The organism is Alteripontixanthobacter maritimus (assembly GCF_003340475.1).
Lineage (GTDB): Bacteria > Pseudomonadota > Alphaproteobacteria > Sphingomonadales > Sphingomonadaceae > Alteripontixanthobacter > Alteripontixanthobacter maritimus.
The window spans coordinates 1,034,176-1,056,575 of sequence record NZ_QBKA01000002.1 but is presented as its reverse complement, the minus strand read 5'-3'; the positions used below and the strand labels follow the sequence as shown (position 1 = coordinate 1,056,575).

Here is a 22,400-nt window from a genome sequence, read left to right as displayed (position 1 = left end):
CGTATTCGGCTTAGGTATTCGGTTTATCTATTTAGCGGGGCGATCGATCACGCCCCGCATTGTGCGTTGCCGTCCTGCTCGTAAACGATGCGGTCCTGCCCATCCCTCACGACCAACCGCGCACGGTAATCGACGGAATCCATGCCAGCGCTTTCGCTGTCTGCCGTGGTGCGTTCCAGGCGGAAGCTGTATTCGCGCCCGTCATATTTCTCACGGCTACCCAGCGGCCCCTCGGCACTACCGGCATCGGGCGCTAGCAGTTGCACCGTATCCTCGTATTTGAGGTAACCCGCATCCTCCATCGCCAACGCGACCGCCCCGAAACTGCCACCCGGCGCAAACGCGCATGATGCACCATACAGCTCGTTCTTCTCGATATCGGGATAGAGGATCGGCTGCAGATTCAAGGGAGCGGCAGGCACGACCGACGCTGCCTCGATCTCTGCTAAAGCCGCCGCATCAATCGCCGCCTGCTCCTCCGCCGAAGGCTCCCCACCACATCCCGCCAAAGCCATTGGCGCAGCCAACAAGACCAATAAAAAAGACTTGCGCATCAATGCCTCCCGAACAGTTTCTCGACGTCTTCCATGGCCAGCTTCACCCATGTCGGGCGGCCATGATTGCATTGGCCCGATCGCGGTGTGCGTTCCATCTCACGCAGCAGCGCGTTCATTTCCGCCACGCTGAGCACCCGCCCTGCCCGCACGCTGCCGTGGCAGGCCATGGTGGCAAGCACCAGGTCGAGCTTTTCGCCCAGCCACAGCGCCTCCCCATGTTTGGCGATGTCATCGGCAATGTCCTGCAACAATTGCGCCGGGGCAGAGCTTTTCAGGCTGTGCGGCATGGCGCGCACCAGCATGGCGGCGGGACCGAAGCGTTCTATTTCCAGCCCCAGTTCGGCAAGTTTGGGCGCGGCCTCTTCCAGACGGTCGCAGCTTGCCTCGTCCAGTTCCACGACGTCGGGCATCAGCAAAGCCTGGCTGCGCTTCACCGCGTCCTCCGCACCGGCTGCGCGCAGGCGTTCCAGCACGAGCCGCTCATGCGCTGCGTGCTGGTCGACCAGCACCAGCCCGTCCGCCGCCTCGGCCACGATATAGGTATCAGCCACCTGCCCGCGCGCAATGCCGAGCGGATATTGCGCCGCGTCGTGGTCAGGCGAAGCAGCCTCTTCCGCGCGGCCCATGGGATAATCCATGACCTCGCCGGTTTGCGAGTTGTAGGGTGAAGGGGCTTCTGCGACGGACGATTGCGGCCTACTCCAGTCACGGCCGGTGAAGATCGAGCCGAGCGCGGGGGAGATTTCGGGCCGCATGGGTTCCTGTTGCCAGCGTTCCATCGCGGCCGCATCCGGACCCTGCGCGCTGCGCCTGTCGCCTGTACCCAAAGCCTTGCGCAGGCCCGACACGATAAAGCCGCGCACACCTTGCGCGTCGCGGAACCGGACTTCCGTCTTGGCGGGGTGGACATTCACATCGACGTTCTCTGCCGGAAGGGTGAGGAATAGCGCCAGCACAGCATGGCGATCGCGCGCCAGCATATCGGCATAGGCACCGCGCACCGCGCCGGTCAGCAGCCGGTCCTTCACCGGGCGGCCGTTCACGAACAGATACTGGTGGTCGGCCACGCCGCGATTATAGGTTGGCAGGCCTGCCAGGCCGGTGAGGCGCATCGTGCCATTCTCGAGTGGACGTTCCAGATCGATCGATACGCCGTTCGTCTCCAGCTCCCGCGCAATGATGCTGGCGACGCGCGCTTCGGCCCCCTCCCCGCCCTGTACGTGCAGCACGCGGCGATCCTTGTCGCCCGTACGGTGTTCCAGGGTGAAGCCGATGTCCGGTCGCGCCATCGCGAGGCGACGGACAACGTCGTGGCAGGCACCGTATTCGCTGCGCGGTGTGCGCAGGAACTTCCGGCGAGCAGGCACCTTGCCGAACAGGTTTTCTACCCGCACCCGCGTACCGGGTGGCAGGGCAGCGGGTGCGTCTTCCACCAACTCGCCATGGTCAACCACCTTGCGCCACCCTTCGGCAGCGTCATGCGGTCGGCTTTCCAGCGTGAACTGGGCAACCGAAGCGATCGACGGCAGCGCTTCGCCGCGAAAACCCAGCGTCGCCACCCGTTCGATCGCCTGCGCTTCGCCGATCAGGCTTTCTGGTAATTTGCTGGTGGCATGACGTTCCAGTGCCAGTGTCATGTCCTGCGGACCCATCCCGCAACCATCGTCGGTAACTTCAAGGCGCGTCAGACCGCCATCGACCAGTTTCACAACAATCCGGCGCGCGCCCGCATCGATCGCGTTCTCCACCAGTTCCTTCGCCGCGGAAGCCGGACGTTCGACCACTTCGCCCGCCGCAATGCGGTTGACCAGCGTTTCAGGAAGTCTGCGGATTGCGACCATACATCGCGTCCTAACGCCGCATCACGCAAATTTCGAGCCAGAGTGTGCAAAAGCTGCGGGATAATGTGAATATATTTTGGCCTTTTGCCACCGTAATGGCTAAGGGCGGTGCAACCTTTACCATCAACACACTGGCAAGGGGTCGGCGTACATGGGTACGGCTGGCTTACCTGTGTGCAATTACGGATCGCAAACGCATGAGTTTCTGGAGCAAATTGTTCAAATTCGGTTCGCAAAATCTGGCGATCGATCTGGGTACCGCGAACACGCTGGTATATGTGCAGGATCAGGGGATCGTGCTGAACGAACCATCCGTGGTTGCCATCGAAACGCTGCAGGGCATCAAGCGCGTCAAGGCTGTGGGTGACGACGCCAAGATGATGATGGGCAAGACGCCAGATTCCATCGAGGCCATCCGTCCACTGCGCGACGGCGTGATCGCAGATATCGAAATTGCCGAGGAAATGATCAAGCACTTCATCCGGAAGGTTAATGGCAAGCGTACGAGCTTCCTTTCGCCGCCGGAAATCGTGATCTGCGTTCCATCGGGCTCCACATCGGTCGAACGCCGCGCGATCCGCGATGCGGCCAGCAATGCGGGCGCTTCCGAAGTGTATCTCATCCTCGAACCCATGGCCGCTGCCATCGGCGCGGATATGCCCGTGACCGAGCCGGTCGGTTCCATGGTGGTCGATATCGGCGGCGGCACGACCGAGGTCGCAGTGCTGTCGCTGCGCGGACTTGCTTACACTACCTCCGTCCGTACCGGCGGTGACAAGATGGACGAAGCCATCGTCAGCTACGTCCGCCGCCATCACAACTTGCTTATCGGTGAAAGCACGGCCGAACGGATCAAGAAGGATTACGGCGTGGCTGTGGCTCCGGAGGACGGCATCGGGGAAACCATCGTGCTGAAGGGCCGCGACCTTGTGAATGGCGTGCCCAAGGAAATTACCATCAATCAGGGCCATATCGCGGAAGCGCTGGCCGAACCAATCGGCGCAATTGTAGAAGGCGTGCGTATCGCGCTGGAAAACACGGCACCCGAACTGGCCGCCGATATCGTGGATCAAGGCATCGTTCTAACCGGCGGTGGCGCGCTGATCCGCGGGCTGGATGAACATCTGCGTGAAGAAACCGGTCTGCCGGTCACTATCGCCGAAGATCCCCTGTCCTGCGTGGCGATGGGTACAGGCCGGGCGATGGAAGATCCGGTCTATCGCGGCGTCCTGATGACCGCCTAATCGGGGAAGCTCGATGGCGTCCTCCCCTTCCAGTCATGCGGGCAGGCGCTCCGGCCATTCGCGCAGGGCGCAATTCGGCCAGTTCACGGGCTATGTGATTGCCGGTATCGGCGCGCTGATTGGCGCACTGCTGCTGGCCGTATCGCTGATCCGCCCGGCCACTTTCGGCCCGGTGCGCGGGGAAGCCATCGACATCGTCGAACCGGCAGCGGAAACCGTGGCGGTCGCTCGCTCCGAAAGCCAGGGCATGTTCGAGGCTATCGGCGCCTATTACCGGGCCGGCAGCAAGAACGCCGAATTGCGCCGTGAAGTCGAGCTTGCGCGTATCAAACTGGCCGAGGCCCAGGCTGTTGAGCGGCAGAACGAGCGGCTAAAGGGCCTCATGGGCCTTACCGAAAACGATGGCGAGGCAGTGGCCATCGCCCGTCTGATCGGATCGAGCGCGACAAGTTCGCGCCGGATTGCCTATCTGGGTGCCGGAACCGACGAAGGTGTGCGACCCGGTATGCCGGTGCGTTCCGAACGCGGTGTGCTTGGCCGCGTGCTCGAAGCCAGCAGCGACAGCGCGCGCGTGCTGCTTCTGACTGACAGCGACAGCTACCTGCCGGTACGCCGCGCTACGGACGACGTCGCTGCCATTGCACAAGGGCGCGGTGACGGCCTGCTACGGGTGCGGCTCATCAATCTGGGACTGAACCCGCTGAAGAAGGGCGACATCTTCGTAACCAGCGGTGCAGGCGGTTACTACCGGCCCGGAACTGCTGTCGCGATCGTCGTCGAAGTAACCGAAGACGGCGCGCTCGCCCGCATAATAAGCGATCCCGCCGCTACGGGGATCGTGCGTGTCGACCCTATCTACGAGCCTGAAGCGGCGGAGCTGATTGGCGAGGCGGCGGCACCATCGGTGCAATCCAACGAAACCGATAACTGATGGAGCGGTTGAACCCCCGCTCCCGCAGCGATGCCTACGGTCGGCGTATAAACCGCGATCATTCGCCGCTGCTCGGATACATCGTTCCGTGGCTGAGCATCCTTATCGCCATCGTCCTGCCGATCTTCGTCATGGCAACGCCCGGCCCGCTGATGCCACCTCTCGGTTTCCTGATGCTGGTCGCATGGCGGCTGCTGCGTCCCGGATTGTTTCCGGTTTGGGCAGGTTTCCCCCTCGGGTTGGTTGACGATCTGTTTAGCGGACAACCCTTCGGAAGCGGCATTCTTTTGTGGTCGCTGGCGATGCTGGCAATCGAGATCATTGAATCGCGGTTTCCGTGGCGATCCTTTTGGCAGGACTGGTTTGCTGCCGTGGTACTGGTGATCGCCTATCTGCTGGCAGCGTTCCTGCTTTCAGGCGCGCCGATCGGCCTTCCGGCCCTGATCGTGCTGGCACCGCAGCTCTTGCTGTCGGTCCTTGCATACCCCATTATTGCAAGGATGGTTGCCTTTCTCGACAGGTTGCGCCTGATGCGCGTGCGGACGATCGGGTGATGCTGGGCAGGCGCAAGAAACCTTCCGGCGGCCTGCGCAATTCGGCGAGCGACACTACCGCCGCGCTGAAGCATAGCTTCGACCGGCGCAGTTTCGTGGTTGGTGCGATCCAGGGCGGCGTCGGGCTGCTGCTGGCAGGGCGCATGGCGTATATCGCCATTGCCGAAAACGCGAAATACAAGACCGAGAGCGAGAGCAACCGCGTCAATCTGACGCTGATCCCGCCTCGTCGCGGCTGGTTGCTCGACCGGAATGGCGCACCGCTTGCCTCCAACCGGGCTGACTTCCGGGTCGACATCATTCCCGAACGGCTGGACGACCCTGCTGCCACCATCGACGTACTGGCGGGATTGCTCGATCTTAATGAAGGACGGGTGCGCGATATCAAGGCGGAGGTGGAGAAATCCAGCGGCTACCAGCCCGTCGAAGTCGCCACCGGCCTCAAATTCGATCAATATGCCGCCATCAGCGTGCGCCTGCCTGACCTGCCCGGGGTCGTTCCGCAGCGCGGTTTTTCGCGCTTTTATCCGACGGGGGCCGCAGTGGGCCACCTGATTGGTTACGTCGGCCCGGCCTCCGCCGAAGAATACGATCAGGACCGTAATCCGCTGCTGATCACGCCGGGTTACAAGATTGGCAAGGACGGGCTGGAAAAGCAGTTCGAAAGCAATTTGCGCGGGGTACCTGGTGCGCGGCGCGTAGAAGTCACCGCCGCCGGGCGGATCGTGCGCGATCTCGATACGCGGGACGATATTCAGGGCAAGCCGGTCAAGCTGACTATCGACGGGCCGCTGCAGGATTACGCAGCGCGCCGGATCGGGCTCGAATCCGGTTCCGTCGTGGTGATGGACTGCGATACCGGCGATCTGTTGTGCATGGCTTCCATGCCCAGCTACGATCCGAACAGCTTTTCAGATGGCATCGGCAGCGTCGAATATTCGATGCTGCGCGAGGACGAGCGCGTGCCGCTGCGCAACAAGGTGCTGAAGGGGCTTTACCCGCCCGGCTCCACGGTCAAGCCGATGCACTGCATGGCCTTCCTCGATGCCGGGGTAAAGCCGGAAGAAACGATTACTTGCGGCGGCGGACGCCGCATCGGCAACCGGTTCTTCAACTGCTGGAGCAATCACGGCCGGGTCGACATGGCAAAGGCCATTTACCAGAGCTGCGACAGCTATTTCTACCATTTCGCGCAGAAGGTCGGTTTCGATCAAGTCGCCAAATGGGCCCGCAAGATGGGACTGGGGCAGGAATTCGAACTGCCCGTCACCAGCCAGTTTTACGGCACCGTTCCCACCCCTGCATGGAAGCAGGAAAAATACGACAGTTCCTGGCAGCCATATGACACGGTAAACGCATCGATCGGTCAGGGGTACTACCTTACAAGCCCCCTGCAGCTGGCGGTGATGACTGCACGACTCGCCACGGGCGACCGGGTCATGCCGCGCATGGTTGCAAGCGATCGAAAGCCGAAATTCGAACATTTTGCATTCGAACCCGAAGAGATCGCCTACATCCGCAAGGCCATGAGCGATACGGTGAACGGTCCCGGCACCGCCGGCCGTGCCCGCCTGCCTATCGAAGATATCCTGATGGCCGGCAAGACCGGTACGGCGCAGGTCGTTTCGCTGTCGGTTTCGAACGGCAAGACCGGCCCTTGGAAGTACCGCGACCACGGCCTGTTCGTGTTCTTCGCTCCGTTCGACAAGCCGAAATACGCAGGCGCGGTGGTAATAGAGCATGGCGGCGGGTCGGGCTCGGCCTATCCCATCGCGCGCGACGTGATGACGTATCTGTTCGACCCGACGAAGGGGTTGGAAGCCCTGAGCGCGCTGGAAACGCAATGGGGCGGAACCGCGCAGCAACGGCTCGATCAGCGTTACGCCGCTTATGCCTCAGCCGCAGGGGAAACGGTGGCCGCGGCACCGCGGCGGGACGAGGAAGTGTTCGAGCGTGTGAATGCCGAGGCGCGGATCGCCGCGCAGCGCACCGAACGCCTTGCCCAGGGCGTTGTCGATCCACGCCGCGAAGCGACCCCGTCGGGCGAACCCGGCAGCGCGAATGCCGGCTCCCCGGTGCAGCAATGATCTGCGCCGAACGACCGCGCCGATGAATAGTATCGTCCCTACCCCCATCGCACGACAACCATGGCGGATGCTGTTTCCGCTGTTTATCCTGGTCGGCTTTGGGGCAGCCGTGCTGTTTTCGGCGGCTGGCGGCAGCATGAGCCCCTATGCGGATTCGCATTTGATACGGTTCGGCGTGTTCTTCGTGATGGCCACCATCATGACGCTCTTCAATCGCGATTTCGTGCGGCTAATGACCTACCCGGTGTACGCAATCGTGTTGATACTGTTGGTCGGTGTGGAAGCGATGGGAGCAATCGGCGGCGGGAGCCAGCGGTGGTTGGAAGTCGGCCCGATCCGCATTCAGCCTTCCGAATTGATGAAGCCCGTGCTGGTTCTTGCGCTGGCGAAATATTACGATCTGCTGCCGCCCGGCATGGTCCGCAACTGGCGGGCGCTGATACCGGCGGGGGTGCTGATTGGAATGCCGATGGCGCTCGTGCTGATGCAGCCCGACCTTGGAACTTCGCTGGCGCTGGCCTTCGGCGGGGTAGTCATCATGTTCCTCGCCGGTTTGCCGATGCTCTGGTTTGGCGGAGCCATAGCTGCAGCGGCGGTGGCCGTGCCGCTTGCCTACAATTTTGCCCTTCAACCGTACCAGCAACGGCGCATCGATACGCTGTTCGATCCCGAAAGCGATCCGCTGGGCGCGGGGTATCACATCACCCAATCCAAGATCGCCATCGGTTCCGGCGGGATCACCGGCAAGGGTTTTAACGACGGCACGCAAAGCCAACTCAACTACCTTCCCGAACCGCACACCGATTTCGTTTTCGCCACCATGGCCGAGGAATGGGGCCTGGTGGGTGGCATAGTCGTGATCGGAATATTCGCGATTATTATGCGGTGGGGCTGGAAAGTGGCGATGAAGGCGCAGGACCGGTTCTCACGACTGCTGGCGGCGGGCATGGTCGCCACGATCTTCTTCTACGTCGCGGTGAACCTGCTCATGGTGATGGGCTTCGCGCCGGTGGTGGGCATCCCACTCCCCTTCATGAGCCATGGGGGATCGTCGATGATGACCAATATGATCTGCATCGGCACGTTGATGATGGTGAACCGCTGGAACAGTCAAAAGCCCAGCAGCGGATTGTCTTGAGCAAGCAGGCCTAACGGGAAAAGCGCCGGCGCGAGGCACACAAGACTTTACACCGCGCCAATCATCGCTATTTGACCGCTTCCGATCGAACCCGCCCGGTTACGATCGGTGCCGCAATCCGGCAGTGGACGCATAGCTCAGTTGGTAGAGCAGCTGACTCTTAATCAGCGGGTCCTTGGTTCGAACCCAAGTGCGTCCACCATTTTCCCCTTTCCTCGGAGTACGTAGATGGCAAGTTTCCTGATCGTGGAAGCCCGCTTCTACGACGATCTGAATGACCAGCTGGTAGCCGGTGCGAAGGCTGCTCTGGAGCAGGCCGGGCACACTTTCGAAGTGCTGACCGTGCCGGGCGCGCTGGAAATTCCCGGTACTATCGCGCTAGCTTCCGAAAGCGGCCAGTACGACGGCTACGTCGCGATCGGCGTGGTCATTCGCGGCGAAACCTACCACTTCGAAATCGTCGCGGGTGAAAGCGCACGCGGGATCATGGCGCTGACGATAGATGGAATGGCCATCGGCAACGGCATACTTACGGTAGAGAACCACGATCAGGCCGAGGTTCGTGCAAACCCCGACAAAAAGAACAAGGGCGGCGAGGCTGCTGAGGCCGCTATCGCTCTTCACGATCTGCGGCAGCGTTTCATCGCTTAACATAAGGCGCGTTCCGGAACGTTGCGTGTGGCCGCTGCTTCAGGCCGCATGAATGGACCACTTGAATGGATCGCCGCCATCGGAACCGTGCTTGCCGCCACGTTGATCGCGTCCGATCTGGGGCGAAAGGTTAGTGGCTGGGGCTTCGTCCTTTTTTGCGCCGTGGCGTTCGCGTGGATTTATATCGGCTTCACGAGCGGCGCCATACCGATTGCCGCGATGAACGGGCTACTGCTTGCCATCAATGCCTATGGCGTTTGGCAATATCTGTTGAGCCCGAAAAACAGGCGCATCATGGAAAGAATGGACGAGGTCGCCGACGAGATCGAGACCGAGGTCGAAGAGGACATGGAAGACGAAGCTCGCATCTCCTCCTGACTCTCACCCAGTTGTTTCTAACCTACGCCTCAAGCGCCGATATGCCCGAAACATCCACGCCCGGCATAGCGGGCGCTGCTCCCCAGCTCTTCCTCGATACGGATAAGCTGGTTGTATTTCGCTAGCCGGTCCGACCGCGCAAGCGAGCCGGTCTTGATCTGTCCGCAATTGGTCGCGACCGCCAGATCCGCAATCGTGGCGTCCTCGGTTTCGCCCGAACGATGGCTCATGACGGCGGTGTAGCCCGCGCGGTGAGCCATATCGACTGCTTCCAAGGTTTCGGTCAGCGTTCCGATCTGGTTGACCTTCACCAGCAGCGAATTGGCAAGCCCATCCGCAATGCCTTGTTTCAGGCGCGCCGAATTGGTTACGAACAGATCGTCACCCACCAACTGAACCTTGTCGCCAACGCGGTCCGTCAGGGCCTTCCAGCCTTCGAAATCGTCTTCATCCATGCCGTCTTCGACCGACACGATCGGATAGGCATCGCATAACTCTGCCAGGTAATCCGCCATTTGCGCGGGGGTGAGCGATTTGCCCTCGCCTGAAATTTCGTACTTTCCGTCACGGAAAAATTCGGTTGCCGCGCAATCGAGCGCCAGCATTACGTCCTCGCCGGGCTTGAAGCCGGCGCGTTCGATGCTGCTCATGATGAAGTCCAGCGCGTCACGCGATCCGGCAAGTGCAGGCGCAAAACCGCCTTCATCTCCAACGGCGGTGGACATACCCTTTTCGGCCAGGCCCTTTTTCAGCGTATGGAATATCTCGGCACCCCAGCGCACCGCCTCGGTCAAGCTGTCGGCACCCACAGGCATGACCATGAATTCCTGGATGTCGATCGGGTTGTCGGCATGTTCGCCGCCATTTATGATGTTCATCATCGGGACCGGCAGGGTATGCGCACCTACCCCGCCGATATAACTGTATAGCGGCAGGCCGCGAGCGTTTGCCGCCGCCTTGGCTGCCGCCAGGCTGACCCCGAGGATGGCGTTGGCACCGATGCGCGCCTTGTTGTCGGTACCGTCCAGCTCGATCATAGCGAGGTCGAGGTCGCGCTGGTCCTCCGCATCGTGGCCAACGAGCAGATCCGCAATTTCACCATTCACTGCATCGACCGCCTTCAACACGCCCTTGCCCAGATACCGGTCCGCATCGCCGTCGCGTAATTCCACAGCCTCGTACGCGCCCGTCGATGCCCCCGAGGGAACCGCCGCGCGGCCGAAGCTGCCGTCCTCCAGCAACATATCAACCTCGACTGTGGGATTGCCCCGGCTATCAAGTATTTCGCGAGCGTGAATATCGAGAATGGCGGTCATGGGGATCGGGGCCTTTCGGGTCTTGTGCAACGCAACAAATACTAGTTCGGGAAACGCCCTATGCTCCGGAACAATGGGTGGCAAGCCGCGTTGAATTGGTGAAGCTGCGCGCATTCTGTCGCCAGCACCAGACCATACGAAATTATCGAGGGCAAAGGATACATCATGGCAAAAGCAACTACCGCAAAACCGAAAGCCAAGGTTCCAGCGAAAACCACTACCGCAGCCGAGGCGCAGGATACCGTGACGCACACGCATCGTGACGAAGCGAAATCGCGATTCACTGCCGCGTTGGACGAAGCAAAGGCCGGTGCGGCTGCACTGAAGGCCGAGGCGACCGATCGGACCAGCGAATATACTACCCGGGCACGCGGCAAGAGCGAAGACACGCTTACCGATGCCAAGACCAAGGCAGCCGACTTGGCAGTTGAAGGCAAGGCTAAGGCCAGCGACGTGCTGACCGGCCTTGGCAAAGTGGTTTCCGAAAATGCTGCGACATTGGATGAGAAGCTAGGCCCGAAATACGGTGACTACGCCCGCAGCGCATCGCGCAGCTTACAGGAAACCGCGACCAAGCTGGACACCAAGAGCGTGGATGAGCTGGGCGAAGATGCACGCGAGTTCGTGCGGAAGAGCCCGGGAATGGCCGTCGGCATTGCGGCTGTCGCCGGTTATATGATCTCGCGCCTGTTCCGCCGCTAATGTGCTGCAGCTGATCGAAGGGCTGAGATCTTGAATCAGGAGCTTCCCATCAGGGAACATGACGACGACATCGCAGGCGAGCCGGACACGTTCGGTTCGCCTGCGGAGCACTCTGTGGCGGATGAAACTGTCGGACACCCGGGCAGTTCGCTGACAGACGACGTCGTAGCCCTCATCGACGATGGAAAGACTTATGCCGAGGCGGAACTGGCATTCCAGAAAACCCGGCTGAAGTTTGCCGCATCGAAGGGTGGTAGCGGCGTTGGAATGGCGGTTGCAGCGCTGGCGTTCGTGCATCTGGCGCTAATCGCGCTGGTCGTCGGCCTTGTGATAGCGCTTTCGCCTATCCTGACCCCGTGGGGTGCGACGGCGCTTGTAGTCGTTATTCTGCTGGTGCTGGGAGTGGTTGCCGGTCTGGCTGCGAAGAAACGTTTCAGCCATCTTTCGGACGCATATAAGGACACGTCGCCATGACGGAGTCGATCGATCAGCAGCTGCGCGAGGACCGGGCACTGCGCAATTCCGCCCGCGCGTTGGTCAAGGCTGACATCGCCCATATCCGCAGCGATCTGACATCCAAGGGTTTCGGAAGCCGGATTGTCGATCGCGTGACGGAAGGCGCCACCGATGTGTTCGAGGAAGCGGTCGAAGTGGCCGACAACCACAAGGGCGTGCTCGGAGTGTTGCTTGCTGCGATACTGATCTGGTTCGCCCGCACACCACTAGCGTCGATCTTCAGCGACGAAGATGATGATACCGAGGATGACCGCGATACATTGCGTAACGACTGAGGAAACTCGTCTGCGCGAGAAACATTTTGCCAATTTTGAATTTTACGGAGAACACCCATGTCAGACCAGGAAACCATCGATCACGTCGACGACGCCACGGCCCAGACCCCGGAAGAAGTAAAACGCGAGAAGCGCGAAGTTCTCCGCAACAAGATCGAGAGCGGGGAACGTCGAAACGAAGAACGGACATTCGCCGACCGCGCTCGTGAAGCAGGCGATACCGCAACCGAGTTTGTGAAAGCCTATCCAATAGCGACAATCGCTGGTGTGGCCGTACTCGGTCTCGCTATTGGCGCCATGACGCGTCCAGGCCGCCGCGTCGGGGCGCAGGCTGGCCGCAAGGCAAGCGCTTTTGCCACTTACGCGACCGAAATGGGTCTCGCTTATGCTGGCGGTCTGTTCGACAGCGCGGGCGACGTGGCCCGTGCGGGCGGCGTGAAGGTCGAGAACCTCGGCGATACCGTGGCACACTCAGCGCGCAAGGCCAAACGCACGATCTCCACCGGGGCGGCCCAGCGCAATGACGACGCGAAGTTTGTCAGCCGTAAGGCCGCGCGCCGTGCAAGCCGCGCCTATCGCGACTTGCGCGCTCGTCTGCCCGGCTAAACGCGGCGGTTGATAACTTAAACGCCAGAAAAGCGGCGCAGCGGGGTTTGCCTGCTGCGTCGCTTTCTTTATGGGCGACCCAGGAAACCGACAACGCCGAAACAGGGAATTTTACCGTGGCCGAGAAAAAGACCGACCAGACCCTCTATCTTGTCATGGGTGGCCGAGTTGCGGACCCGCGGCGGATCAAGTTCCAGGACCCTGAAAGCATCCATGTCGCCGGCGTTTACAGTGATTATGACGGGGCCGAGAATGCTTGGCGTGCCAACGCCCAGCGCACCGTGGACGACGCAGAAATGAAGTATGTTATCGTGCCGCTGCACGAATTGCTCGATCCAGCAAACCCAACAGGTTAATCCCGCAAGCGACCGAGTGTCGGCGAAAAATGGAACTCAAGCCAGGTAACGCAAACCCAGCGCGTTAGCGTTCCGGGGCCGCGCCAAATCCTGCTCCATGATCAGATATAGTCGACCTGTTTCACCAGGTAGAACTTGTCGCCCGCCGGCACGGTCACTTCGACTTCATCACCCTTTGCCTTGCCGATCAATGCTCGGCCGAGCGGCGAGTTGTAGCTGATCCGACCCTTATTGGCATCCGCTTCGGTCTGGCCCACGATTTGGTACTTCACCGGCTTATCGTCGTCATCCAGCAGCGTCACGGTGGCGCCGAAAACGATCTTGTCGCCCGACAGGGTCGTCGGATCGATAATCTGTGCGCGGCTCACCTTGTCCTCGATATCGGCGATCGACATCTCGATATGGCCCTGGCGTTCCTTGGCCGCGTGATATTCCGCGTTTTCGGAAAGATCGCCATGCGCGCGCGCTTCCTCGATAGCGTCCACCACCTTTGGACGCTCGGCGCGGAAGGCCTTCAAATCGGCCGTCAGCTTTTCGTAGCCCTCGGCGAGCATCGGGACTTTTTCCATCGGTAAACCACTTTCTTCCCATCGCGCCCCCGGCCCCGTATCCGCGTCGAACGGCAACAATCCGGGAGCCGGTGCCGCATCTGTAGAAGCGGCATCAGAATTTCCGGAAAGAGAGGGGAAGCACTAGTTTCGGGAGCTATAATAGTCCTGAAGCGAGCGAACTTCAAGCTGTGCCAGTCCGGTATGCGCAATCGCGTTCGCCGCGGCGAGGCTGGCGGCGGCTGTCGTGTAGTATGGCACCTTCGCCTCCAGCGCCGAAGCGCGGATGGATTTGCTGTCCATCAGGCTCTGCCAGCCTTCGGTGGTGTTGAAGATAAGCGCGATTTCGCCGTCGATAATGGTATCGACGATGTGCGGGCGCCCCTCGGCAACCTTGTTCACCCGGCGCACCGGCAAGCCCTGTTCGGTGAGGTAGGTTTCGGTCCCTCCGGTGGCGCAAATGGTGAACCCCTTGTCGACCAGCATCTGGACCGCGGGCACAATCACCGGCTTGTCGCCATCCTTCACCGACACGAAAACCATGCCGTCTTCCGGCAACTTCACGCCTGCCCCAAGCTGCGACTTGAAGAACGCCGTGGCGAAATCGGCGTCGATGCCCATGACTTCGCCGGTAGATTTCATTTCCGGTGTCAGCACGGGGTCGCTGCCGGGGAAGCGGGCGAAGGGGAACACTGCTTCTTTCACTGCCATATAATCCAGTTCGCGGATAATCGGCGGAAATGCGTCGAGGCTCTCGCCCGCCATCAAACGTGCCGCGATCTTGGCGATGGGTTGGCCGATAGCTTTGGCGACGAACGGCACCGTGCGGCTGGCGCGCGGGTTGACCTCGATCAGGTAAACCTCGCCATCTTTAACAGCGAACTGCACGTTCATCAGGCCAACAACACCCAGCGCAAGCGCCAGCGCCTCTGCCTGCCGTTCCATCTCCGCGACGATTTCGGGCGGCAGGCTGTATGGCGGGATGGTGCAGGCGCTGTCACCCGAATGCACGCCCGCTTCCTCGATATGCTGCATGACGCCCGCGATCACGACGGTTTCGCCATCGCAAAGCGCGTCCACATCGCATTCCACCGCGTCGCGCAGATACTGGTCGACCAGCACCGGGCTCTGTCCCGAAACATTGACGGCAGTGGCGATGTAGTTGTCGAGCTGCGCTTCGCTGTCCACAATCTCCATCGCGCGGCCGCCAAGAACATAGGAAGGGCGCAGTAGGACGGGATAGCCAATGCGCGCGGCGGCGGCGGCGGCTTCATCCCGGCTTTTGGCGATACCGTTTTCCGGCTGCTTCAACTTGAGCTTGGCGACCAGTCTGGCGAAGCGTTCGCGGTCTTCGGCAAGGTCGATGGCGTCGGGCGAAGTACCGAGGATGGGAATGCCGGCATCTTCCAGCGCCTGCGCCAGCTTGAGCGGCGTCTGCCCGCCGAACTGGACGATAACGCCGACCAGCTCGCCGTTTTCCTGTTCGACGCGCAAGATTTCCAAGACGTCTTCGGCGGTCAGGGGTTCGAAATACAGCCGGTCGGACGTGTCGTAATCCGTGCTGACGGTTTCGGGGTTGCAGTTCACCATGATGGTTTCGAACCCGGCTTCTTCGAGGGCGAAGCAGGCATGGACGCAGCAATAGTCGAATTCGATACCCTGCCCGATGCGGTTGGGTCCACCACCCAGGATCACGATCTTGCGCCGGTCGGACGGCATGGCTTCGTTCTCGGACTCGCCGAAGGTCGGCGCATCGTAGGTCGAGTACATGTAGGGCGTGATCGCCTCGAACTCGGCGGCGCAGCTGTCGATGCGCTTGAATACGGGGTTCACGCCCAGCTTGCGGCGCAGATCGCGCACTTCCTCCTCGCTGGTGGCGCCCGCCATGGCGCGCATTGCGTCGTGCAGCAGGCCGGAACGGCGGGCCTGCGTTTCGCCCAGACCGCCCGCCACATGGACGGAGCGCGCGGCCAGCGTGGCGAGGCGCTTGTCGGAGAAGCCCATCGCTTTCAGCCGCCGCATGTTTACCGCATCGCGCGGCAGGCCGTCGCTGCCGATGCGCGCTTCCTCGGCGATGATCGCCTCGATCTGGCGCAGGAACCACTTGTCGTAGCCAGTGATCTGGTTGATTTCGTCCACCGTGAAGCCTTCGCGGAAGGCCTGCCCGACTTGCAGGATTCGGTCCGGCGTCCGCTTGGCGAGCGCGGCGGTGATGACCTCGCGGCTGACGCCTTCCAGTTCGGTCACGCGGTTGAATCCGTCGAGCCCGGTTTCCAGACCGCGCAACGCCTTTTGCATACTTTCGGCAAAGCTGCGGCCGATGGCCATCACCTCGCCAACGGATTTCATCGCGGTCGCAAGTTCGTTCTTCGCGCCCTTGAACTTCTCGAAGGCGAAGCGTGGGATCTTCGTGACGACATAGTCCAGCGTGGGTTCGAAACTGGCGGGCGTGGCGCCGGTGATCTCGTTCTCGATCTCGTCCAGCGTGTACCCCACCGCCAGCTTCGCCGCGACGCGCGCGATAGGGAAGCCGGTGGCCTTGGACGCCAGCGCGGAGCTGCGCGAAACGCGCGGGTTCATCTCGATCACGATCAGGCGCCCATCGGCGGGATTGACCGCAAACTGCACGTTCGATCCGCCGGTTTCCACGCCGATTTCGCGCAGCACCGCGATGCTGGCGTTCCGCATGATCTGGTATTCCTTGTCCGTCAGCGTCAACGCCGGGGCCACGGTGATGGAATCGCCGGTGTGCACGCCCATCGGATCGACGTTTTCGATGGCGCAGATGATGATGCAATTGTCGTTCCGGTCGCGGACGACTTCCATCTCGAATTCTTTCCAACCGAGCAGCGATTCCTCGATCAGCACCTCGTCGGTGGGGCTGGCGTCGATGCCTTCGCGCACGATGCGTTCGAATTCGGTGCGGTTGTAGGCGATGCCGCCGCCGGTGCCGCCAAGGGTAAAGCTGGGGCGGATGATGGCGGGCAGATGGGTGCGTTCCAGCACCTCATAAGCCTGCTCGACTGAATGCGCGATACCGCTGCGCGCGCTTTCGAGACCGATGGAATCCATCGCGTCGCGGAATTTCTCGCGGTCCTCGGCCTTGTCGATAGCTTCCGCATCCGCGCCGATCATCTGCACGCCGTATTTCTCGAACACGCCCATTTTGTCGAGCGACAGCGCGCAATTCAGCGCCGTCTGCCCACCCATCGTGGGCAGCACCGCCCAACCACCAGGAAACGCGGCGGTCTCCTTGGCGATGATCTTCTCGACGATTTCTGGCGTGATCGGTTCGATATAGGTGGCATCGGCAAATTCCGGATCGGTCATGATGGTGGCCGGGTTGGAATTGACGAGGACGACGCGGTAGCCCTCCTCCTTCAAAGCCTTGATCGCCTGCGTACCGGAGTAATCGAACTCGCACGCCTGCCCAATAATGATGGGACCAGCGCCAATGACGAGGATGGAGGAAATGTCAGTGCGTTTGGACATTTAAAGATCAATTCCAGTTGTATTGCGAAGCACCGTTTTTATGAAGTCAACTAAGAGGGGGCCTTTGACGGTACGAAACGTCGACTGCAGGATTTTCTGGGCATCCTCAATTGCAAAAATGATGCCAACTTTTATCTGAAAAACTGTGAGCTCTGCTGCCTTCCATAGCGCAGCGGCAGATTCTAAACTCGCGACAGCACGAGACTGTTGATCGCTGTTAAACGAGTTCGACTTTGTTGCACGAGCGATTTCGATTGCTCGGTCAATTTCTTCTGAGATTGCTTCAATTTCTGCTGAATTATGATTTAGCCCTACGGTGCGACCGGCAGCGGGTATTGCGGCAAACGCCACAGGCACTTCACTCGATGCGTCTAAAAGTTCTTCAACTCTATCGAACCCTTTTTGAGAAAGCGTGAAATATTCATCTTCGCCTTGATTCGACCCAATAACAAAATCTTGCTCGCTAAGCGCGTTGCATGCCCGGTTAACCATCGCCGTCCCAATAGATAGCGTAACGTTTGGAAATATTTGAGATGCTGTAAAGTATTCCTGTTTGTCACTGGAAAGGAGAGCCTTATACAGAGAAAGCAGGACATCGTCCTTAATCGTAGTAAATCTCAGCATTAGTTAATAATCACCCCAACATCCCCACAAACCGCTCGAACAGGTAAAAGCTATCCTGCGGCCCCGGACTTGCTTCCGGATGATACTGCACCCCGAAAGCGCGCTTGTCCTTCAAAGCAATCCCGCAATTGGAGCCGTCGAACAGCGACACATGGGTCGGCTCCACACTGTCCGGCAGGGTGTCGCTATCCACTGCGAAGCCGTGGTTCATGCTGGTGATCTCCACCACGCCGTCCTCCAGCCGTTTGACCGGATGGTTCGCGCCGCGGTGGCCCTGGTGCATCTTGATGGTGCTCGCCCCTGCTGCCAGCGCGAGGAGCTGGTGGCCCAGGCATATTCCAAAAATCGGCAGATCGCGTTCGAGCAGCGCGCGGATGGTCGGCACGGCATATTCGCCCGTCGCCGCCGGATCGCCGGGGCCGTTGGAAAGGAAAATTCCGTCCGGTTCCAGCGCGAGAATTTCGAACACGTCGGTCCGCGCGGGCACCACCGTCACCTTCGCGCCGGCCTTTACCAGATTGCGGAAGATATTGTCCTTCGACCCGTAATCGATGGCAACCACGTGTTTGGGCGCAACCTTGCTGGCGCGGCCATAGCCCTGGCCTAGCGTCCAGGGCCCGCCTTCCCACCATTCATGCTTCGAACGGCTGACGCGCTGGGCCAGATCCATCCCCTCCAGCCCGGGCCATTCCTGCGCCCGCTTCAGCAGTGATGGAATGTCGAACACGCCGTCCGCCGAATGCGCGATGACGGCATTGGGTGCGCCGCCGGTGCGGATGCGGCGGGTCAGCGCGCGGGTGTCCACGCCCGACAGGCCGATCTTGCCCTGCCCGGCCAGCCATTCGGCAAATTCGTGCTCGGCGCGAAAATTGCTGTGCGGGGTGACGGGTTCGCGCACGATGCAGCCGATGGCGGCGTCCACCTTGCCTTCCACATCCTCGTCATTCGCACCGACATTGCCGATATGCGGAAAAGTGAAGGTGACGATCTGCGCGGCATAGCTGGGATCCGTCAACACCTCCTGATAGCCGGTCATCGCGGTGTTGAAGCATACTTCGCCAACCGCATCGCCCTCTGCGCCGAAACCGACGCCCCAGATCACCGTACTATCGGCCAGAACGAGACATCCCGTCGCGCCTTCGGGCTGCGCAAGATTAGAGACGGGGTCGGCCATCAGGGGCGCTCCGGGTAAGGGGTTTTCCAGCAATGTCGCTAAGGCATGGCGGCTACGCCCCTTGCCCTCCATCGTCAATGGCGCGCATAGGCTTTGCCAACCTTATTCTTCGTCAATCCACAGGACGTTTCCCAATGCTGCGCGATACCATCAAAGCCGATACCATCACCGCCATGAAGGCGAAGGACAAGGAACGCACCGCCGCGCTCCGGCTGGTGCAGGCCAAGATCAAGGATCGCGATATCGAACTGCGAACCTCTGCCAAAGATACGCCGGACGACGAGCTGGTGGTGGACGTGCTGACCAAGATGGCGAAACAGCGCCGCGAATCGATCACCATGTATGACGACGGCGGGCGCACCGAACTGGCGGACAAGGAACGTTACGAACTGGGCGTGATCGAGACCTATCTGCCGACACGTATGGACGAGGCGGAAACCGCCGCCGCCATCGCTGCCGTGAAAGCCGATATCGGTGCGGACAGTATCAAGGACATGGGCAAGGTCATGGCGGAGCTGAAATCCCGCCATGGCGCGCAGCTCGACATGAGCAAAGCAAGCGGTCTGGTGAAGGCCAGCTTCGGTTGAACTCCTGCCAAATCCGGCGGTTCGCTTAACGATAACCGGCAGGACGGTTGCAAGCTTTGGCGGGTAGTGCGAGGCTAATGACCTGTTTCAAGGAGTTTTCCATGCGCCGTATCAAGCTTGCAGCCGCCCTTCCCGCCCTCGCCCTGCTGGCGGCCTGCGGCGGAGAGCCTGCGGATGAAGACGTGGCGGATCTCGATACTCCGGAAACCGCCAGCGAGCAGATGGCCGCGCATCAGGCGCTGGAAGCTGGCGCCTTTGCCGATCTGAAACTGGGCGCGAAGATCGTCGGCCCGCAGGGTCCTGAAGTCATGGGCACGCTGTCCAACGCGGAAGGCAACTTCGCCGATATCCGCAGCTTCGTCGCCTGCCCCGCCGGCATGGACCCGTGCGATCCCAAGACTGCGCCGGACGGTACTGTCTACACCTATGTCCACGTGGTCTATCCGGGCGAGGACAATGAAGGCGGAAGCGGTGCGGGCGAAGGCAACGATTCCAGCGACATCGAAAGCGCCAGTGCCTTCAAGATGACGCGGCCCGCTCACGGGTTCACCGGCGCGGTCGGCTACTCCAAACTGGAAGCCATCGCGGCAATCGGGCGCAAGGCTGACGTAATAGTCACATGCGACGATGGCGCGTTGGTCTGGTCGGTGGAGGCCGGTGCTGGCGGCAACCAGTGGGAACAGGCGGAACCGCTGACGTTCTACTGGCAAAGCACACTGCCGCCCGCCGGTCCGGCAGAGGCGTATGCGATCGACGCAAACTTCACGACCGCCAATGGCCCCGGACCCTATCCAGCGGCAAAGGCCGGCGTTGCGAATGCGTGCGACAAAACGCCCTGAATTGCTCTGACTGGGGCGGAGTAGCGTCTTGTAAAAATGGGCCTGCCGGCGCATTACCGCGCCCATGGCGCTGACCCCCCAATGGCTGGATGAGTTGCGGTCCCGGATCACGCTGTCGGCTGTGGTCGGGCGGGGTGTTCGGTTGCAAAAGGCGGGGCGGGAATATCGCGCTTGCTGCCCGTTCCATGACGAGAAAACGCCCAGCTTCTACGTCAATGACGAGAAGGGGTTTTACCACTGCTTCGGCTGCGAGGCGCATGGGGATGCGATTCGCTGGCTGACGGACCAGCAGGGTCTGCCGTTCATGGATGCGGTGAAGGAACTGGCGCTGGAAGCGGGCATGGAAGTCCCCGCTCCCGACCCGCGCGCTGCGAAACAGGCGGAAAAACGCGCCAGCCTGCACGATGTGACCCAGGCTGCGCAGGACTGGTTCGCGCGCAATCTGGCCAGCTGCGAGGGAGCGAACGCGCGAGCCTATCTGGCGCGGCGCGGCTTCTCGGACGAGATTTGCCGCCGGTTCGGCTTCGGTTTCGCGCCCTCCGAACGGCAGGCGATGAAGGGCGCTCTGGGCCAATTCGACGAGGACATGCTGGTCGAGGCTGGGATGCGGATCACGGTGGATGGGAAAGACCCTTATGACCGTTTCCGTGCGCGCCTGATGCTGCCGATCGAGGACCGGCGCGGGCGCGTCATCGCGTTCGGAGGGCGCATCCTTGAAGCCGATACGAATGCGCCAAAATATTTGAACAGTCCGGACACTCCGTTGTTCGACAAAGGCCGCACGCTCTACAACATTCACCGCGCCAGCGCCGCAAGCCGCAAGACCGGCCGCGTGGTCGTGGTCGAAGGCTACATGGACGTCATCGCACTGGCGGCGGCGGGGATCGAGGATGCGGTCGCCCCGCTCGGCACGGCGTTGACCGAACAGCAGATCGAATTGCTGTGGAGGATGACCGAGCGGCCTGTCGTCTGCTTCGATGGCGATGGCGCCGGCCAGCGCGCCGCCATGCGCGCCGTCACTCGCGCGCTACCCTTGCTGCGCCCTTCCCACTCGCTCGGCATCGTGCGCCTGCCGCAGGGGCTGGACCCCGATGACCTTGTCAAGGAACGCGGTAGTCAGGCGATGGAGGATTTGCTCGCGCAGCCGGAAACTTTGCTCGATATTGTGTGGAGCCATGAAAAGGACGCGGTGCCGCTCGAAACGCCAGAAGCAAAGGCGGGGCTGAAAAAACGCCTGCTGGACCATGTGGAAACTATCCAGGATCCGGACATTCGCGCGCTGTATAAACGCGAATTGCTCGAACGATTCTCCGCCTTCGCCTACCCGCCCCGACCGCAAAGGCAGTGGAAAAGTGGCGGCGCGCCGGGTGGCCGCCAGCGTGGTAACTGGAAAAGTGGTGCATTTGCGCCACGCCCCACATTATCTCCCCATACGGCGGCCCGCTTGCGTGCCATTATCGAGGGTGGTGCGCGCGATCGCCTAACTTCCGCCGTTTTTGCAGGGCTGGTGATGCGTCCGAACCTGATTGCTCGCCACGGTGAGGCACTGGAACAGCTAGCCGCCGCGGACCGTTCGTTGGCGCGGGTCATAGATTCTTTGCTGGATGCAGCAGAATTCCTTGAACCCAATGACACTACGCCCATATCCGGTATAATATCTTCACCTGCGCCGCCGGATAAACACCGTTTCGCCTTCCTCGATGAAGGCTCCGATCCGCAAGCCGCAGCCGAAGACTTGGCCGAAGCCATATCGATGCTGGTCGAACGACCTGCGCTTGATGCCGCGCTCGCAGCGGCAACCGCGCGGTTCGAAACCGACCCGGAAGGCGCTTATGCGGAACAGCAAAGGCTGCTCAAGCGTAAGCTGGCATTGACGGCGCGGTCCGGTGAAATGGGCAGCAGGCGGGCCGCAGGTCCGGCCGCAAATGAACAAGACGAGCCTTCGCCGGGCGAAACGGCGGATGGCACTGAAACGGGCTGACAC

General features: G+C 61.1%; 22 protein-coding genes and 1 tRNA gene. 16 read left to right on the top strand and 7 right to left on the bottom strand.

The window, feature by feature from the left end; all coding sequences use genetic code 11:
* Nucleotides 1-47: 47 nt before the first annotated feature.
* Complete coding sequence (locus HME9302_RS05340) at nucleotides 48-554, bottom strand: hypothetical protein (protein WP_115366157.1); 507 nt, start codon at nucleotides 552-554, stop codon at nucleotides 48-50.
* Entirely contained in the window at nucleotides 554-2,398 is a 1,845-nt protein-coding gene (gene mutL / locus HME9302_RS05335) for a DNA mismatch repair endonuclease MutL (protein ID WP_115366156.1), read from the bottom strand. The genes HME9302_RS05340 and mutL overlap by 1 nt, the downstream gene beginning before the upstream one ends.
* Before the next feature lie 197 nt (nucleotides 2,399-2,595).
* On the opposite strand from mutL, the gene HME9302_RS05330 reads away from it, so the two are divergent.
* The 8 genes from HME9302_RS05330 to HME9302_RS05295 all read left to right on the top strand — a co-directional run bounded on the left by HME9302_RS05330 (nucleotide 2,596) and on the right by HME9302_RS05295 (nucleotide 9,381).
* Nucleotides 2,596-3,642 carry a rod shape-determining protein gene (locus HME9302_RS05330; protein ID WP_115367497.1) on the top strand — a complete coding sequence of 349 codons (1,047 nt, stop codon included), beginning with the start codon at nucleotides 2,596-2,598 and terminating at the stop codon, nucleotides 3,640-3,642.
* A gap of 13 nt (nucleotides 3,643-3,655) precedes the next feature.
* On the top strand, nucleotides 3,656-4,573 hold the full coding sequence (gene mreC, locus HME9302_RS05325; protein ID WP_115366155.1) for a rod shape-determining protein MreC: 918 nt from the start codon (nucleotides 3,656-3,658) through the stop codon (nucleotides 4,571-4,573).
* Nucleotides 4,573-5,127 (top strand): rod shape-determining protein MreD, encoded by a 555-nt coding sequence (gene mreD / locus HME9302_RS05320; RefSeq protein WP_115366154.1) that lies wholly within the window; start codon nucleotides 4,573-4,575, stop codon nucleotides 5,125-5,127. Before mreC ends, mreD begins: the two co-directional genes overlap by 1 nt.
* Entirely contained in the window at nucleotides 5,127-7,214 is a 2,088-nt protein-coding gene (mrdA, locus tag HME9302_RS05315; RefSeq protein ID WP_115366153.1) for a penicillin-binding protein 2, read from the top strand. Before mreD ends, mrdA begins: the two co-directional genes overlap by 1 nt.
* 22 nt (nucleotides 7,215-7,236) lie before the next feature.
* Nucleotides 7,237-8,352, top strand: a complete 1,116-nt coding sequence (rodA, locus tag HME9302_RS05310) for a rod shape-determining protein RodA (protein WP_115366152.1) — start codon at nucleotides 7,237-7,239, stop codon at nucleotides 8,350-8,352.
* A gap of 126 nt (nucleotides 8,353-8,478) precedes the next feature.
* A tRNA-Lys gene (locus HME9302_RS05305) sits at nucleotides 8,479-8,554 on the top strand.
* Nucleotides 8,555-8,580: 26 nt separating this feature from the next.
* A complete protein-coding gene (ribH, locus tag HME9302_RS05300) occupies nucleotides 8,581-9,003 on the top strand; it encodes a 6,7-dimethyl-8-ribityllumazine synthase (RefSeq protein ID WP_115366151.1) in 423 nt (140 codons plus the stop codon).
* Nucleotides 9,004-9,051: 48 nt separating this feature from the next.
* The gene (locus tag HME9302_RS05295) at nucleotides 9,052-9,381 is read left to right on the top strand and encodes a hypothetical protein (protein WP_115366150.1); all 330 of its coding nucleotides are present in this window, start codon (nucleotides 9,052-9,054) and stop codon (nucleotides 9,379-9,381) included.
* Between the two features lie 29 nt (nucleotides 9,382-9,410).
* Here the strand turns inward: HME9302_RS05295 and eno are convergent, their stop codons facing one another.
* Complete coding sequence (gene eno / locus HME9302_RS05290; protein WP_115366149.1) at nucleotides 9,411-10,697, bottom strand: phosphopyruvate hydratase; 1,287 nt, start codon at nucleotides 10,695-10,697, stop codon at nucleotides 9,411-9,413.
* A 165-nt stretch (nucleotides 10,698-10,862) separates the two neighbouring features.
* Here eno and HME9302_RS05285 point away from each other — a divergent pair, with 165 nt between their 5' ends.
* The 5 genes from HME9302_RS05285 to HME9302_RS05265 all read left to right on the top strand — a co-directional run bounded on the left by HME9302_RS05285 (nucleotide 10,863) and on the right by HME9302_RS05265 (nucleotide 13,152).
* Complete coding sequence (locus HME9302_RS05285) at nucleotides 10,863-11,399, top strand: hypothetical protein (RefSeq protein WP_181815693.1); 537 nt, start codon at nucleotides 10,863-10,865, stop codon at nucleotides 11,397-11,399.
* Between the two features lie 30 nt (nucleotides 11,400-11,429).
* Nucleotides 11,430-11,873 carry a phage holin family protein gene (locus HME9302_RS05280; protein ID WP_181815692.1) on the top strand — a complete coding sequence of 148 codons (444 nt, stop codon included), beginning with the start codon at nucleotides 11,430-11,432 and terminating at the stop codon, nucleotides 11,871-11,873.
* On the top strand, nucleotides 11,870-12,190 hold the full coding sequence (locus tag HME9302_RS05275) for a hypothetical protein (RefSeq protein ID WP_115366147.1): 321 nt from the start codon (nucleotides 11,870-11,872) through the stop codon (nucleotides 12,188-12,190). Before HME9302_RS05280 ends, HME9302_RS05275 begins: the two co-directional genes overlap by 4 nt.
* 57 nt (nucleotides 12,191-12,247) lie before the next feature.
* Nucleotides 12,248-12,796 (top strand): hypothetical protein, encoded by a 549-nt coding sequence (locus HME9302_RS05270; protein ID WP_115366146.1) that lies wholly within the window; start codon nucleotides 12,248-12,250, stop codon nucleotides 12,794-12,796.
* 155 nt (nucleotides 12,797-12,951) lie between these two features.
* Nucleotides 12,952-13,152, top strand: a complete 201-nt coding sequence (locus HME9302_RS05265) for a DUF4170 domain-containing protein (RefSeq protein ID WP_230080035.1) — start codon at nucleotides 12,952-12,954, stop codon at nucleotides 13,150-13,152.
* Between the two features lie 101 nt (nucleotides 13,153-13,253).
* Here the strand turns inward: HME9302_RS05265 and greA are convergent, their stop codons facing one another.
* The 4 genes from greA to carA all read right to left on the bottom strand — a co-directional run bounded on the left by greA (nucleotide 13,254) and on the right by carA (nucleotide 18,990).
* Nucleotides 13,254-13,721 carry a transcription elongation factor GreA gene (greA, locus tag HME9302_RS05260; protein WP_115366145.1) on the bottom strand — a complete coding sequence of 156 codons (468 nt, stop codon included), beginning with the start codon at nucleotides 13,719-13,721 and terminating at the stop codon, nucleotides 13,254-13,256.
* Between the two features lie 123 nt (nucleotides 13,722-13,844).
* On the bottom strand, nucleotides 13,845-17,192 hold the full coding sequence (gene carB, locus HME9302_RS05255; protein ID WP_115366144.1) for a carbamoyl-phosphate synthase large subunit: 3,348 nt from the start codon (nucleotides 17,190-17,192) through the stop codon (nucleotides 13,845-13,847).
* On the bottom strand, nucleotides 17,193-17,816 hold the full coding sequence (locus tag HME9302_RS05250; RefSeq protein WP_115366143.1) for a hypothetical protein: 624 nt from the start codon (nucleotides 17,814-17,816) through the stop codon (nucleotides 17,193-17,195).
* A 10-nt stretch (nucleotides 17,817-17,826) separates the two neighbouring features.
* The gene (gene carA, locus HME9302_RS05245; protein WP_115366142.1) at nucleotides 17,827-18,990 is read right to left on the bottom strand and encodes a glutamine-hydrolyzing carbamoyl-phosphate synthase small subunit; all 1,164 of its coding nucleotides are present in this window, start codon (nucleotides 18,988-18,990) and stop codon (nucleotides 17,827-17,829) included.
* 134 nt (nucleotides 18,991-19,124) lie between these two features.
* On the opposite strand from carA, the gene HME9302_RS05240 reads away from it, so the two are divergent.
* From HME9302_RS05240 to dnaG, 3 genes are all read left to right on the top strand, one after another.
* Nucleotides 19,125-19,577 carry a GatB/YqeY domain-containing protein gene (locus HME9302_RS05240; protein WP_115366141.1) on the top strand — a complete coding sequence of 151 codons (453 nt, stop codon included), beginning with the start codon at nucleotides 19,125-19,127 and terminating at the stop codon, nucleotides 19,575-19,577.
* Nucleotides 19,578-19,678: 101 nt separating this feature from the next.
* On the top strand, nucleotides 19,679-20,416 hold the full coding sequence (locus HME9302_RS05235; protein ID WP_115367494.1) for a hypothetical protein: 738 nt from the start codon (nucleotides 19,679-19,681) through the stop codon (nucleotides 20,414-20,416).
* Nucleotides 20,417-20,480: 64 nt separating this feature from the next.
* Complete coding sequence (dnaG, locus tag HME9302_RS05230) at nucleotides 20,481-22,397, top strand: DNA primase (protein ID WP_115366140.1); 1,917 nt, start codon at nucleotides 20,481-20,483, stop codon at nucleotides 22,395-22,397.
* Nucleotides 22,398-22,400: the final 3 nt, after the last annotated feature.